Annotated in this window: 14 protein-coding genes; 6 read left to right on the top strand and 8 right to left on the bottom strand. The window is 55.5% G+C overall.

Going from position 1 to position 13,663, the window contains the following annotated elements:
• Positions 1–114 precede the first annotated feature (114 nt).
• Positions 115–1,563: a tRNA uracil 4-sulfurtransferase ThiI gene (gene thiI, locus AC6I8K_RS04585; RefSeq protein WP_064740441.1), complete on the bottom strand. Its 1,449-nt coding sequence runs from the start codon at positions 1,561–1,563 to the stop codon at positions 115–117.
• A gap of 237 nt (positions 1,564–1,800) precedes the next feature.
• Between thiI and xseB the strand changes: the two genes are divergently transcribed.
• The 4 genes from xseB (at position 1,801) to AC6I8K_RS04565 (ending at position 5,893) form a co-directional block, all read left to right on the top strand.
• Entirely contained in the window at positions 1,801–2,043 is a 243-nt protein-coding gene (gene xseB, locus AC6I8K_RS04580; protein ID WP_064740440.1) for an exodeoxyribonuclease VII small subunit, read from the top strand.
• A complete protein-coding gene (gene ispA / locus AC6I8K_RS04575) occupies positions 2,043–2,942 on the top strand; it encodes a (2E,6E)-farnesyl diphosphate synthase (protein ID WP_483816913.1) in 900 nt (299 codons plus the stop codon). Before xseB ends, ispA begins: the two co-directional genes overlap by 1 nt.
• Before the next feature lie 19 nt (positions 2,943–2,961).
• Positions 2,962–4,827 carry a 1-deoxy-D-xylulose-5-phosphate synthase gene (dxs, locus tag AC6I8K_RS04570; RefSeq protein WP_497826290.1) on the top strand — a complete coding sequence of 622 codons (1,866 nt, stop codon included), beginning with the start codon at positions 2,962–2,964 and terminating at the stop codon, positions 4,825–4,827.
• A 91-nt stretch (positions 4,828–4,918) separates the two neighbouring features.
• Positions 4,919–5,893, top strand: coding sequence for an aldo/keto reductase (locus tag AC6I8K_RS04565; RefSeq protein WP_497826289.1), 975 nt, complete (start codon positions 4,919–4,921; stop codon positions 5,891–5,893).
• Between the two features lie 70 nt (positions 5,894–5,963).
• On the opposite strand, the gene thiL is transcribed toward AC6I8K_RS04565, so the two are convergent.
• From thiL to nrdR, 5 genes are all read right to left on the bottom strand, one after another.
• Positions 5,964–6,941: a thiamine-phosphate kinase gene (thiL, locus tag AC6I8K_RS04560; protein ID WP_483816911.1), complete on the bottom strand. Its 978-nt coding sequence runs from the start codon at positions 6,939–6,941 to the stop codon at positions 5,964–5,966.
• Between the two features lie 46 nt (positions 6,942–6,987).
• On the bottom strand, positions 6,988–7,407 hold the full coding sequence (gene nusB / locus AC6I8K_RS04555; protein WP_007887007.1) for a transcription antitermination factor NusB: 420 nt from the start codon (positions 7,405–7,407) through the stop codon (positions 6,988–6,990).
• Positions 7,408–7,426: 19 nt separating this feature from the next.
• Positions 7,427–7,897 (bottom strand): 6,7-dimethyl-8-ribityllumazine synthase, encoded by a 471-nt coding sequence (gene ribH, locus AC6I8K_RS04550; RefSeq protein ID WP_064740435.1) that lies wholly within the window; start codon positions 7,895–7,897, stop codon positions 7,427–7,429.
• A 90-nt stretch (positions 7,898–7,987) separates the two neighbouring features.
• A complete protein-coding gene (gene ribD, locus AC6I8K_RS04545) occupies positions 7,988–9,091 on the bottom strand; it encodes a bifunctional diaminohydroxyphosphoribosylaminopyrimidine deaminase/5-amino-6-(5-phosphoribosylamino)uracil reductase RibD (protein ID WP_483816910.1) in 1,104 nt (367 codons plus the stop codon).
• 3 nt (positions 9,092–9,094) lie between these two features.
• On the bottom strand, positions 9,095–9,544 hold the full coding sequence (gene nrdR, locus AC6I8K_RS04540; protein ID WP_008103978.1) for a transcriptional regulator NrdR: 450 nt from the start codon (positions 9,542–9,544) through the stop codon (positions 9,095–9,097).
• Positions 9,545–9,749: 205 nt separating this feature from the next.
• Between nrdR and lysM the strand changes: the two genes are divergently transcribed.
• Both lysM and AC6I8K_RS04530 read left to right on the top strand, forming a co-directional pair.
• A complete protein-coding gene (gene lysM / locus AC6I8K_RS04535; RefSeq protein WP_064740433.1) occupies positions 9,750–10,190 on the top strand; it encodes a peptidoglycan-binding protein LysM in 441 nt (146 codons plus the stop codon).
• Positions 10,191–10,204: 14 nt separating this feature from the next.
• Positions 10,205–10,765, top strand: coding sequence for a SadB/YajI family lipoprotein (locus AC6I8K_RS04530; RefSeq protein WP_483816909.1), 561 nt, complete (start codon positions 10,205–10,207; stop codon positions 10,763–10,765).
• A gap of 58 nt (positions 10,766–10,823) precedes the next feature.
• On the opposite strand, the gene secF is transcribed toward AC6I8K_RS04530, so the two are convergent.
• Both secF and secD read right to left on the bottom strand, forming a co-directional pair.
• Complete coding sequence (gene secF / locus AC6I8K_RS04525) at positions 10,824–11,792, bottom strand: protein translocase subunit SecF (protein ID WP_483816908.1); 969 nt, start codon at positions 11,790–11,792, stop codon at positions 10,824–10,826.
• A 10-nt stretch (positions 11,793–11,802) separates the two neighbouring features.
• Positions 11,803–13,650: a protein translocase subunit SecD gene (gene secD / locus AC6I8K_RS04520; RefSeq protein ID WP_073991694.1), complete on the bottom strand. Its 1,848-nt coding sequence runs from the start codon at positions 13,648–13,650 to the stop codon at positions 11,803–11,805.
• Positions 13,651–13,663: the final 13 nt, after the last annotated feature.

Here is a 13,663-nt window from a genome sequence, read left to right as displayed (position 1 = left end):
AATGACGCCCCATTGAGCATAGAATTGCCTGGTTATGCAGGTGCGCATGAATGCGCACCCTACGAAAACCCAGCGCTGTAAACCCAGGGTCGCCATTTAGGGTGACCCTGGCTATTACGGGCGATAAACCTTCACGTTTTTGAAGCCTTGCTCATGCAGGTAAAGCGCCTGCAGACGACTCATCACACCGCGATCGCAATACAACAGCCAGGTTTTACTCTGGTCCAAATCGCCGAATTGGGTGCTGAGCTTATAAAACGCCAGAGGTTTGACCTCAACGCCTTCCAGCTCCAGCGGCTTCGCGTCCTGCTCATCAGCCGAACGAATATCTAACACCACATCGTTGCTGGTGAAGGAGTCGACGGTTTCAACTTCCACCACTTCTTCTTCCGTCTGCTCGGCGATTTCACGAATATCGACGTTGCTGGCTTCCTGCACCACACGATTCAGTATCTCAAAATCGAAATTCAGCTCTTCTTCTTCGATTTTTGCCTTCACCGCTTTTACGGTTGGGCTCTTCGAAATCACGCCACAATATTCCGGCATGGTACGGGCAAAATCTTCGGTGCCGATCTTACGCGCCACATCAATGATGTGCTCTTTGTCATGGGAAATCAGCGGACGCAGAATCAACGTATCAGAGGCGTTATCGATCAGACGCAGGTTAGTCAACGTCTGGCTGGAAACCTGTCCCAGCGCTTCGCCAGTGACCAGCGCTTGCACGCCATAACGTTCCGCCACCATCGACGCCGCACGCACCATCATGCGTTTCAGCACGACGCCCATCTGGCCGTCGTCCACTTTCTCCAGAATCTCACCCACCACCGGCTCGAAGTTGATCGCCACGAAACGCACGCGATGCGATCGACCAAAACGCTGCCACAGGTAATGTGCGACCTGACGTACGCCAATCTCATGTGCCGCACCGCCAAGGTTGAAGAAGCAGTAATGCACGCGGCAGCCGCGACGCATCAGCATATAGCTGGACACGCCGGAGTCGAAACCGCCCGAAATCAGTGACAATACATCTTCCTGCGTACCAATCGGGAATCCGCCCAAGCCTTCATAGCGTGCGGTGATCAGCAACAGGCGATCGTCGTCGATTTCCAGATTGACCGTTTCATCCGGACGATTGAGTTGCACGCGCGCGCTGGCGATGTGCTGGTTGAGGCCGCCGCCCACGTAACGCTCGACGTCCTGCGAGCTGAAGCTATGCTTACCGCGACGCTTCACGCGAACGCTGAAGCTTTTGCCTTCCAGCCGTTCACGATTCAGCGCCAACGTCTGCTCGAAGATATCGTGCATATCGGTGTACGAGCGATCTTCTACCGCCAGAACGTGGTGAATGCCGGGAATGCGCGTCAGCTCGGTGACAATAGTCTCGCGCAGCGACTCATTCTTAGAACGCACTTCAATGTGGTCCCAGTGACGCACCACCTTGATGTCGTCATCGACGGTGCGCAGGATATTGCGAATGCTGCTGGAAAGAATCTTGATAAAGCGCAGACGCACCGACTGACTTTTGATGGTGATTTCTGGGAACAGCTTGATGATAAACTTCATGGCGACAGGGGTTCGTTTGGGCAAATAAGTGCTAAAAGCATCGGCACTTAGCTGTTAAAATCATATAATTGCGGGTTGATTCAGGAGCCCCCGCATCCGAGGCGCAAAAGTATATCACCTTTGAGGGGTGACTGCTTTAAGCAACCTTCATCACATTCATTATTTTGCTAATTAATCCTCGTCGGCTACCATGACCGATTGCAAGATGATGTTCTAACCTGTGAGTCGACACTGATTATGCCGAAAAAAGCCGAAGCGCCAGCCAGTTTTGAAAGCGCATTACAGCAGCTGGAACAGATTGTCAGCCGCCTGGAAAGTGGCGAGCTGCCGCTCGAGCAGGCGCTGAACGAATTCGAACGCGGCGTACAATTGGCACGTACCGGTCAGCAAACCCTGCAGCAGGCAGAGCAGCGCGTGCAAATCTTGCTCAACGACGAGAAAGACGCCGCTCTCGCCCCTTTTACCCCGGAAAATGAGTAATGGATTTTGCTAAACTGCTGAGCGCGTACCATCAACGCGTCAATCAGGCGTTGACACGCTTAATAGATCCACTTCCTTTTCAGAGTTCTCCTCTGGTGAATGCCATGGAATATGGGGCATTATTAGGCGGTAAGCGTCTGCGTCCCTTTCTGGTGTACGCCACAGGCGAAATGCTAAAGGCCGATACGGCCAGCCTGGATGTGCCGGCCGCGGCCGTAGAGTGCATCCATGCTTATTCCCTGATTCATGACGATCTGCCGGCGATGGATGACGATGCGTTACGCCGCGGTCAGCCAACCTGCCATATTAAATATGGTGAAGATACGGCGATTCTTGCCGGCGATGCTCTGCAAACTCTGGCCTTTTCGATTCTGGCCGATCAGCCGATGCCCGGCGTCAGCGCCGAAGCGCGTATTGCGATGATTTCCGAACTGGCACAGGCCAGCGGCGTGGCAGGTATGTGCGGCGGCCAGGCCTTAGATTTGGCGGCAGAAGGCAAACATATCGATCTGGCGCAGCTGGAACAGATTCACCGTCATAAAACCGGTGCGTTAATTCGTGCTGCGGTGCGATTAGGTGCTTTAGCTGCGGGCGATCGTGGCCGCGCCGCGTTACCGGTATTAGATACCTATGCAAACGCCATCGGACTGGCGTTTCAGGTACAGGACGACATCCTTGATGTCGTCGGCGATACCAGCGTGTTAGGGAAAACGCAGGGCTCGGATCAGGCATTGGGTAAAAGCACCTATCCTGCATTGATGGGGCTGGAAAATGCCCGCAGTAAAGCCTGGGATCTCTATCAAGAGGCACTCGGCGCGCTCGATATTCTGGCGGCACAGTCTTACAACACAATCGCCTTACAAGCGCTGGCAAGCTTCATAATTGAACGCGATAAATAACTTTCATAATGAGTCTCTGATGAGTTTTGATATTGCAAAATACCCGACACTGGCGTTAGCAAACACGGTTCAGGAATTACGTTTATTACCGAAAGAAAAACTTCCGGAGCTGTGTGACGAGCTGCGTCAATATCTGTTGGACAGCGTGAGCCGCTCCTCTGGCCACTTTGCTTCGGGTCTGGGCGTCGTCGAGCTAACAGTGGCGCTACATTATGTTTATAACACCCCGTTTGACCATCTGGTGTGGGACGTGGGCCATCAAGCCTATCCGCACAAGATTCTGACCGGACGCCGCGATCGTATCGGCACTATCCGTCAGAAAAATGGCCTGCATCCGTTCCCGTGGCGCGGTGAGAGTGAATACGACGTGCTAAGCGTGGGTCACTCCTCCACCTCAATCAGCGCCGGCCTCGGTATGGCGGTTGCCGCCGAGCGTGAAGGCAAAGGCCGCCGCACCGCCTGCATTATTGGCGATGGCGCGATCACTGCCGGCATGGCGTTTGAAGCCATGAACCATGCGGGTGACATCAAACCGGATATGCTGGTGATCCTTAACGACAATGAGATGTCGATCTCCGAAAACGTCGGCGCGCTTAACAATCGTTTGGCACAGATCCTCTCCGGGAAAACCTATTCACGCCTGCGCGAAGGCGGCAAGCGCGTGCTAGGCGGTTTACCGCCGATTAAAGAGCTGGTGAAGCGCACCGAAGAGCACCTGAAAGGCATGGTGGTGCCGGGCACGCTGTTTGAAGAGCTGGGCTTCAACTATATCGGTCCGGTGGATGGCCATGACGTGCTGACGCTGGTGAGCACGTTGAAGAACATGCGCGATCTGAAAGGCCCGCAGTTCCTGCACATCATGACCAAAAAAGGCAAAGGTTATGCCCCGGCGGAAGAAGATCCGATCGCCTGGCATGCGGTACCGAAATTTGATCCGGCGAGCTTAGCACTGCCGAAAAGCGTGCCGGGCCTGCCAAGCTACTCGAAAATCTTTGGCAACTGGTTGAGCGAAATGGCCGCCGACGATCCGCGCTTGATGGCGGTGACGCCAGCGATGCGCGAAGGTTCAGGAATGGTGAGCTATTCACGCGATTATCCGCAGCAATATTTTGACGTGGCGATTGCGGAACAGCATGCGGTGACGTTCGCGGCGGGTATGGCGATTGGTGGCTATAAACCGATTGTGGCGATCTACTCCACCTTCCTGCAGCGCGCCTATGATCAGCTGATCCACGATGTCGCCATCCAGAAATTGCCGGTCCTGTTTGCTATCGATCGCGGCGGCATTGTCGGCGCGGATGGTCAAACCCATCAGGGCGCATTTGATATCGCGTTTTTACGCTGCGTGCCAGAGATGGTGATCATGACGCCAAGCGACGAAAACGAGTGTCGTCTGATGCTGTATACCGGTTATCACTATCAGGATGGCCCAAGCGCGGTGCGTTATCCACGCGGTACCGGCACGGGTGCGGTGCTGGAACCACTGGCGAGTTTGCCGCTGGGCAAAGGTATCGTGAAGCGTCGCGGCGAAAAGCTGGCGATCCTTAACTTCGGTACTTTGCTGCCAGAAGCGGCAGCGGCGGCTGAAGCGCTAAACGCCACGCTGGTGGATATGCGTTTTGTGAAGCCGCTCGACGAAGCCTTGCTTGCCGAGCTGGCGGCCAGTCACGATTCGCTGATCACGCTGGAAGAAGGCGCAATCAAAGGTGGTGCCGGTAGCGGCGTCAACGAGTACGTGATGGCAAAACGCCTGCGCGTGCCGGTGCTCAACCTTGGCCTGCCGGATGAGTTCATCCCGCAAGGTACCCAGGAAGAAGTCCGTCAGGATTATCAGCTGGATGCCGCCGGTATTCAGCAGCAAATCGTTGACTGGCTCGCCCAGTAAACTGCCCGACTCGCTCACCGCCCGGTGAGCGAGCCTGCTGCTATGCTTAGGGAACGATTTCCCTCAAGCATAAGAGCAGGAGCCCAAATACATGAAAACCATTCCCTTAGGCCACACCGACTTACAGGTATCGCGTCTCTGTTTAGGCTGCATGACCTATGGCGATCCAACGCGCGGTAATCACGCCTGGACATTGCCGGAAGAGAGCAGCCGACCGCTGATCAAGCAGGCGCTGGAGGCTGGCATTAACTTCTTCGATACCGCAAACAGTTATTCCGACGGCAGCAGCGAAGAGATCGTTGGCCGCGCGCTAAAAGATTTTGCCCGCCGCGATCAGGTTGTGGTCGCCACCAAGGTCTATTTTCCGCTCAGCAATTTGTCACAAGGCTTATCGCGTAAGAATATCCTGCAATCGATTGATGACAGCCTGACGCGCCTGGGCATGGAATATGTCGATCTGTTGCAGATTCACCGCTGGGATTACGACACGCCAATTGAAGAGACGCTGGAAGCACTGCATGAAGTGGTGAAATCCGGCAAGGCGCGCTACATCGGCGCATCATCAATGCATGCATCGCAGTTTGCTCAGGCGCTGGATCTGCAGAAGCAATATAACTGGGCACGCTTTGTCAGCATGCAGGATCAGTACAACCTGATTCAGCGCGAAGAAGAGAACGACATGCATCCGCTGTGTCAGCGCGAAGGGATTGCGGTACTGCCGTGGAGTCCGCTGGCGCGTGGCAAGTTAACGCGTCCCTGGGGCGAAACCACCGCGCGTTCGGTCTCTGATAATGTGATGGAAAAACTGTATACCGGCACCGAAGAGAACGATGCGGCGATTGCCGAGCGTCTGGCGAATGTTGCCGCCGATAAAGGCGTGACGCGCGCGCAAGTGGCGCTAGCGTGGCTGTTGCATAAACCGGCGGTCACCGCACCAATTATTGGTGCCTCGCGCGAGCAGCAGTTTGCCGAGCTGGTTAAAGCGGTAGATGTGGAGTTGAGTGCGAATGAGATTGCAGAGCTGGAAAGCGTTTATCATTCGCATCCAGCGGTGGGATTTGAGTGATTCAGAAACCAGGTCGCCATTTATGGCGACCCTACGGGTTTTGTAGGGTGGCCATTCATGGCCACCACTTTCACCTGGTACCGAAGTGATCAAACCCTTTCACATCCACGCGGCGCGGCTTGCCGTTCTCCAGCAAACTCAGCCCTTCCGATTCCGGGGCAATCTGACCAATGCAGGTATAAGGCACGCCAAAGTGGCCAAGCGCCACGTCCAGCGCACCGCGATTGACTTCCGGCACGGTGAAGCACAGCTCGTAGTCTTCGCCGCCGCTCAGCGCCCATTGCAGCACCAGCTCAGGCTCAAAGTGATCGCGCAGCGCGGGTGAAAGCGGTAACGCGTCGAGATTGAGACGCGCACCGACACGGCTGGCAGTCAGCACATGGCCGAGATCAGAAATCAGGCCATCAGAGATATCGATCGCCGAGGTCGCCAGACCACGCAACGCCTGGCCTTGCAATACACGTGGCATCGGGCGCAGATGACGTTTGATCAACGCTTCGTGCACCGCCGGATCGTTCAGACGATGACGATGTTGCAGCAACGACAAACCGGCCGCGCTGTCACCCAGCGTACCGGTGACAAAAATCCAGTCGCCCGGCTTCGCACCCGAGCGCTTCAGCGCCCTTCCCACCGGCACCAAACCGTGAATGCCGAGCGTCATGCTGAGCGGACCGCGCGTGGTATCACCGCCAATCAGCTGCATATCGTAGTAATCCAGCAGCTCAAACAGGCTATCGCTAAAGGCCGCAACCCAATCTTCATCGATGTCAGGCAGCGTGAGCGCCAGCGTCAGCCAGGCAGGATCGGCGCCCATGGCCGCTAAATCGCTGAGATTAACCGCGACGGCTTTATAGCCGAGATCGGCGGGATGGATATCACGTAAGAAGTGGACGCCCGCAACCAGCGTGTCGGTGCTGATGGCAAGAGTCTGTTTTTCTGGCACGTTGAGTAACGCGCAGTCATCACCAATTCCTTTCTCCACATCGCGGCGGGAGCTGGTGACGCGGTTAAAGTAACGTGCAATCAGTTCAAATTCACCACAAGACATAAATCAGGTCTCAATGAGAAAAAGGCCGGTAAACCGGCCTTTAAAACTATTTTTTATTGGGTCGAATTTGCGGGGCAGCTTTGTCGAGGACACCGTTGACGAATTTGTGGCTATCTTCAGCACCAAACACTTTTGCCAACTCAATGCCTTCGTTGATGGCCACTTTATAGGGCACATCAGAACGCTTGCTCAGCTCATACAGCGAAATACGCAGGATGGCTTTTTCTACCTGGCCCAGCTCTTCCAGCTGACGCGACAGGTAAGGCTTCATCAGACCGTCCAGGTACGCGCTGTTGGTCGCCACACCGGCCAGCAATTCGCGGAAATAACTAATATCGACGTCTTTGACGTCTTGTTCCGCCAGAAACTGGTATTCCACATCGGCAATGTCGTTCTTTGACAACTGCCAGGAGTAAAGCGCCTGAACAGCGCACTCACGGGCGCGACGACGAGCAGCAGGTTTCACAAAATTCCCCTTACAAAAATCAGGCTTTGATGGCTTTCAATACGTTGATCATTTCGAGTGCAGTCAGGGCCGCTTCGGCACCTTTATTCCCTGCTTTCGTGCCGGCGCGTTCAATCGCCTGCTCGATATTTTCAGTGGTCAACACGCCGAAGGTCACCGGGATTTCGCTGGTCATAGCGACGTGCGCAATGCCCGAGCTGGCTTCACCGGCCACATATTCGAAGTGTGCGGTGCCGCCACGGATCACCGTGCCCAACGCAACGATAGCGTCGTGCTTACCGGCATTCGCCAGTGCGCGTGCTGCGAGCGGCAGTTCGTATGCACCTGGAACCCAGACCACAGTGATGTTATCTGCTTTAACCTGGCCGATACGCTTAAGCGCATCAACCGCGCCGTCCAGCAGGCTGTCATTAATGAAGTTGTTAAAACGCGCAATTACGATGGCAATGTTTGCATCAGGCGTGGCAACAGGAGCTTCGATAACTTTCATACATATCCTTTGGGTTGTTTTATGGCCCCGCAGAAGGGGGCGGATTCTATCATACTCTTTGGCGACGCGCTCAGGCTTTTCCGCGCGCTTTCAACGCGGCGTCAGCGTCAGGCGCAGGTCCTCGCCGACCAGGCGGATATCACTAAAATTCAGCGCGGGCGCATCGGCCAATTGTTCCAATCCTGGCAGCGCGCATAAGCCGCGTGCCGTGTTACCCAGCAGCTTCGGTGCCATGTAAACGATCAGTTCATCTACCAGCCCCGCTTGCAGCAGCGCGCCTGCTAAGTTCGCGCCTGCTTCAACCCACACGCTGTTGATCTGTCGCTGACCGAGTAACATCATCATGGCGACCAAATCGAGCTGCTCACCGTGCAGCGGCACCGCAATCTGGCTCACGCTGGCAGGCCACTCCTGTTCATCAGGCTCGCTGCGCATCAGCCAGGTTTCGCCCGGCTGATCAATCAAACGGTGTTGCGGCGAGACGCGCTGTTGGCTGTCGATGACCACGCGCACCGGTTGGCGCAGCTGGCTTTCGTCGAGCTGCGCACGTACCTCTTCATTCAATTCATTCCAGCGCACCGTTAAGGACGGATTATCCGCCAACACCGTGGCGCTGGTGCTAAGGATAGCTGAACTCTGGGCGCGTAAACGTTGCACATCGCGCCTTGCCGCTGCCGAAGTGATCCACTGACTTTCGCCATTAGCCATCGCGGTGCGCCCATCAAGGGATGCGCCGAGTTTCAGTTGAATCCACGGGAAGCCGGTGCGCATGCGTTTCAGAAAACCACGATTCAACGCTTCCGCTTCATTCATCATCAAGCCGTGACTGACATCAATGCCCGCCTGCTGTAAACGATAGAGTCCACGTCCCGCCACTTGCGGATTGGGGTCCTGCATCGCGGCGACTACGCGCGTCACGCCTGCGGCAATCAGCGCATCGCAGCACGGCGGCGTGCGCCCATGATGGCTGCAAGGTTCCAGCGTGACATAGGCGGTTGCGCCATTGGCGCGTTCCCCGGCCATACGCAGCGCGTGCACTTCGGCATGCGGTTCACCGGCGCGCTGATGCCAGCCTTCGCCGACGATCTCGCCCTCGCGCACAATCACACAGCCAACGTTGGGATTCGGTGTCGTCGTAAAGCGTCCGCGGCGCGCCAGTTCCAGCGCGCGCGCCATGTAGCGTTCGTCAGTCATGGATTAGTCCTGTAAGCGGGCGATCTCTTCACCAAAATCGCGAATATCTTCAAAGCTGCGATAGACCGAGGCAAAGCGAATGTAGGCCACTTTATCGAGCTTTTTCAGCTCATCCATCACCAGATTGCCGATCAGCGCGCTCGGCACTTCGCGTTCGCCGGTGGCACGCAGCTGGGTTTTAATATGATTGACCGCGCTTTCAACCGCATCGGCGCTCACCGGGCGTTTTTCCAATGCCTTGATCATGCCGCTGCTGAGTTTATCTTCGTTGAAGGGTTCGCGCACATCGTTGCTTTTCACCACGCGCGGCATCACCAGTTCCGCCACTTCAAAGGTGGTAAAACGCTCATGACAGACCAGACACTGACGACGGCGACGCACCGACGATCCTTCACTAACCAGACGAGAATCAATCACTTTGGTGTCCACAGCGGAGCAGAATGGGCAATGCATGAGGCTTCCTGATGCGAGATAAATAGGCCACACAGTGTAGCGCGATCGCGACACAAAATGTATGTGTGTGGCACAGAATGTGTGAATGGCGGTTTGTGACATTAAGCCAAATGCCAGACATCACCTACATGACCTCAGGCAAAAACCCACTACGCTTATAAAGCCGCCAGCCAGGCGGCCAACATCATAAAAATCTGGAGGATGTATGGGTCTGTTTGATTTCGTGAAAGAGGCTGGAGAAAAACTGTGGGATGCCGTAAGTGGCGGCGGTGACGATGCCAGCAAGAAATTGCAGGATCACATCAACAAACTCGGTTTGCCTGACAGCGATAAGGTGAAGGTGGATGTGAAAGGCGATACGGTGACGGTCACCGGTGATGGCATTTCCCAGGAGCTGAAAGAGAAGATTTTGGTGGCGGCGGGTAACGTTGCAGGGATCACCAAGGTGGATGACAAGGTCACCACCAGCGATTCCGCTACGCCCGCGAAGTTCTATACCGTGAAAAAAGGCGATACCTTGAGTGCGGTATCGAAAGAGGTCTACGGAAATCCTAATCAATACAACAAGATTTTCGAAGCAAACAAGCCAATGCTGACGCATCCTGATAAGATCTACCCTGGCCAGGTTTTACGAATTCCCGAATAAAGAAAGGACATTGCATGACGATCAGGACGTTTTGGGCACCGGCAGCACTCTCTTTGCTGGTTCTCAGTGGTTGTAGTTCAACGCCGGTTTCACCGCAGGTCAAAGAGTTGCATCAGGAAGTAAGTCAGCTTAATCAGCAGATGCGCAAGCTGACTAATCAGGCAACGGCGTTGGAGATTCAGGGTCAGCTGAACAGCCAATCCACTCAGGGCGCGTGGCTGTTGCCGCAGGCCAATACGCCGGTAGAGCTGCAGACGCAGCTCGGTAAATTGCGTTTGTCGCTTACGCAGGTGGCGGGTGAAGCCAGCGGCAGTCGCGCTAACCTGAATATCCGCGCCACGGATGACCAGCCAATTCCGGCACTGCGCGCTACTGTGGTATGGGGCGAAATGGATCCGGCCAGCGGTAAACCGCTTAATGCGGGCAGCCTGAGTCAGACCATCGATGTTCCCGCCGAGTTAATGCCGCGCAGTTCCGTGACTGTGCCGCTGCGGCTTAGCGGATTAACCCCGGATCAGCTCGGCTACGTGCGCGTGCATGATGTTGAGCATACCGCAGCAAAAAACACGCCCTGATCGCCAGGCATAAAAAAACGGGCTGCCACTGGCAGCCCGTTTACTTTCTTACACAGCGTTACGGCAGAATCGAAGGCTGATCTGCGCCCTCTTTTTCCACTTTCTGCACCAGCATGTGTTCACGCTTCATGCCAAGTTTCAGCGCCAGCGCTGAAGAGACATAAATCGATGAAATGGTACCGATGGTGACACCGATCAGCATGGTCAATGAGAAGCCTTTCAGCAACGCACCACCAAACACGAACAGGATCATGATCATCGCCAGCGTGGTGAGGGAGGTGATCAAGGTACGGCTCAGCGTTTGGGTCAGCGACACGTTGGTGATGTCGTAAGAAGACCCGCGGCGAATCTTGCGGAAGTTCTCACGAATACGGTCGGATACCACGATCTTATCGTTAAGCGAGTAACCAATTACCGACATCAGCGAGGCGACAATCGTCAGATCGATCTCCACGCGTGACAGCGACAAAATGCCGCAGGTGATGATCACATCGTGCGCCAGCGCCAGTACGGTGCCGAGCGCCAAACGCCACTCAAAGCGGATGCCGATGTAGATCAAAATCGCAATCAGCGCCGACAACAGCGCCATCGCACCGGCCTGCGCCAGATCGCTTCCCACGCTTGGGCCAACGAACTCGATACGTTTCACGGTGGCGTTCTGCTGCGTGGTCTGGCTGATGGACGCCAACACCTTGTTGCCCAGTTCGGTACCGGCATTGCCGGTCGCCGGTGGCATACGCACCATCACATCGCGGCTGCTACCAAAGTTCTGCACCAGCGGCTCTTCAAAGCCCGCCTTCACCAAACCTTCGCGCAGCGCATCGAGATCCGCCGGTTTTTCCAGGTTAATCTCAATCACCGTTCCGCCGGTAAAGTCGAGGCCCCAGTTGAAGCCTCGCACACCGATAATGGCAATAGACGCCACAATCAGCAGACCGGAGATGATGAAAGCCAGCCGATCCCAGCGCATAAAGTCGACGACTTTACGCCCGTGGTTTAGCTGCTCAATACTATATTCCTGTGCCACAACGCACTCCTCAGATAGACAGCTTGTTGATGCGTTTGCCGCCGTACACCAGGTTAACGATGGCACGGGTGCCGACGATAGCGGTAAACATTGAAGTTGCGATACCGATAGCCGTAGTAATCGCAAAGCCTTTGATTGAACCGGTACCGACCGCATAAAGAATGATGACTTTAATCAGCGTCGTAACGTTGGCATCGACGATACTGGAGAAGGCGCCTTTATAGCCTTCATGAATCGCCTGCTGCACCGAGCGTCCGTTACGCAACTCTTCTTTAATACGTTCGTTAATCAATACGTTAGCATCAACCGCCACCGCCAGCGTCAGCACGATACCGGCGATACCCGGCATGGTGAGCGTGGCGCCAGGCAGCAGTGACATGATGCCGACAATCAGCACCAGGTTACACAGCAGTGCGCTGGTGGCGATAAGGCCAAACTTCTTGTAGAACACCACCATAAAGATGATGGACGCGATCAAACCCCACAGACAGGCTTCGAGACCTTGTGTGATGTTCTGCTGGCCCATGGTTGGACCGATGGTGCGTTCTTCTACAATCTGGATTGGCGCAATCAACGCACCCGCGCGCAGCAGCAGCGACAGCTGGCGTGCTTCGTTCGGGTTATTAATGCCGGTGATACGGAAGCTGTTGCCGAGGCGCGACTGGATGTTCGCCACGTTAATCACTTCTTCCTGTTTCACCAGAATCGAACGGCCGTTGGCATCTTTCTTACCGCTGTCTTTGTACTCCACAAACAGGGTCGCCATCGGCTTACCGATGTTGTCCTTGGTGAAGTTCGACATCATGTTGCCGCCCGCGCCATCCAGTGAAATGTTCACCTGTGGCTGGTTGTACTCATCCATGCTCGACGTAGAGTCGGTGATGTGGTCACCGGTCAGAATGACACGCTTGTACAGCACCACTGGCTGCCCTTCGCGCGTTTTCTTCACTTCCGAATCGCCCGGCACACGGCCGCTGGCTGCGGCAGTAGGATCAACGCTGGTATTAACCAGACGGAATTCCAGCGTGGCAGTTGCGCCCAAAATCTCTTTCGCGCGCGCGGTGTCCTGAATACCCGGCAGTTCTACCACGATGCGGTCAGAACCTTGACGCTGCACCAGCGGTTCGGCGACGCCAAGCTGGTTCACACGGTTACGCAGAATCGTGATGTTTTGCTGCACCGCATATTCACGCGCTTCGCTCAGACGTGCATCGCTCATTACCGCACGCAGCGCATCGCTGCCCTGGCTTGAGATCACCAGATCGCGGTGGCGCGTGGACAAGTAGCTGATTGCCGCGTCACGGCTGGCGCCGTCACGGAAACGCACTTCTACGCCATAGTTCGCGATTTTATTAACGGTGGTATACGGAATGCTTTTGTCGCGCAGGTCGCTGCGCAGGCTGTCGGCGTTCTGCTCTTGCAGTTTGCCCAGAGCCGTATCCATATCCACTTCCATCAGGAAGTGAACGCCGCCGCGCAGATCAAGACCGAGTTTCATCGGCTCCGCGGCCAGCATGCTCAGCCAGCGAGGGGTTGCTGGCGCGAGGTTGAGTGCCACAATGTAGTCTTCGCCCAGCGTGGTGGTGAGTGCATCACGCGCGCGCAGTTGCGCATCCTGGGTCGCAAAGCGGGCCAGAATGGCACCATTTTCCAGAGCGAGGGATTTGCTCTCGATATTGTCTTGTTTTAATACGTTCTGGATCTGATCCAACGTTTGCTCACTGGCGGCGCCACCGCGCGCACCAGTGATCTGAACGGCCGGATCCTCACCATAGAGGTTAGGAAGCGCATAGAGCAGGCCGACGAGAATCACGACGACCAGCATGATGTACTTCCACAAAGGATAACGGTTTAACACGGCAGTTCCCTTC

The organism is Pantoea sp. X-Soil-ISGK-421 (genome assembly GCF_059730785.1).
Note: the sequence above shows the minus strand (reverse complement) of the source record. Positions and strands in the feature narration are given on the sequence as shown.

What these genes read in the sequence shown, in the direction of transcription:
- thiI (WP_064740441.1), bottom strand. Translation starts at nt 1,563, where the DNA reads ATGAAGTTTATCATCAAGCTGTTCCCAGAAATCACCATCAAAAGTCAG.
- xseB (WP_064740440.1), top strand. Translation starts at nt 1,801, where the DNA reads ATGCCGAAAAAAGCCGAAGCGCCAGCCAGTTTTGAAAGCGCATTACAG.
- ispA (WP_483816913.1), top strand. Translation starts at nt 2,043, where the DNA reads ATGGATTTTGCTAAACTGCTGAGCGCGTACCATCAACGCGTCAATCAG.
- dxs (WP_497826290.1), top strand. Translation starts at nt 2,962, where the DNA reads ATGAGTTTTGATATTGCAAAATACCCGACACTGGCGTTAGCAAACACG.
- AC6I8K_RS04565 (WP_497826289.1), top strand. Translation starts at nt 4,919, where the DNA reads ATGAAAACCATTCCCTTAGGCCACACCGACTTACAGGTATCGCGTCTC.
- thiL (WP_483816911.1), bottom strand. Translation starts at nt 6,941, where the DNA reads ATGTCTTGTGGTGAATTTGAACTGATTGCACGTTACTTTAACCGCGTC.
- ribH (WP_064740435.1), bottom strand. Translation starts at nt 7,897, where the DNA reads ATGAAAGTTATCGAAGCTCCTGTTGCCACGCCTGATGCAAACATTGCC.
- ribD (WP_483816910.1), bottom strand. Translation starts at nt 9,091, where the DNA reads ATGACTGACGAACGCTACATGGCGCGCGCGCTGGAACTGGCGCGCCGC.
- nrdR (WP_008103978.1), bottom strand. Translation starts at nt 9,544, where the DNA reads ATGCATTGCCCATTCTGCTCCGCTGTGGACACCAAAGTGATTGATTCT.
- lysM (WP_064740433.1), top strand. Translation starts at nt 9,750, where the DNA reads ATGGGTCTGTTTGATTTCGTGAAAGAGGCTGGAGAAAAACTGTGGGAT.
- AC6I8K_RS04530 (WP_483816909.1), top strand. Translation starts at nt 10,205, where the DNA reads ATGACGATCAGGACGTTTTGGGCACCGGCAGCACTCTCTTTGCTGGTT.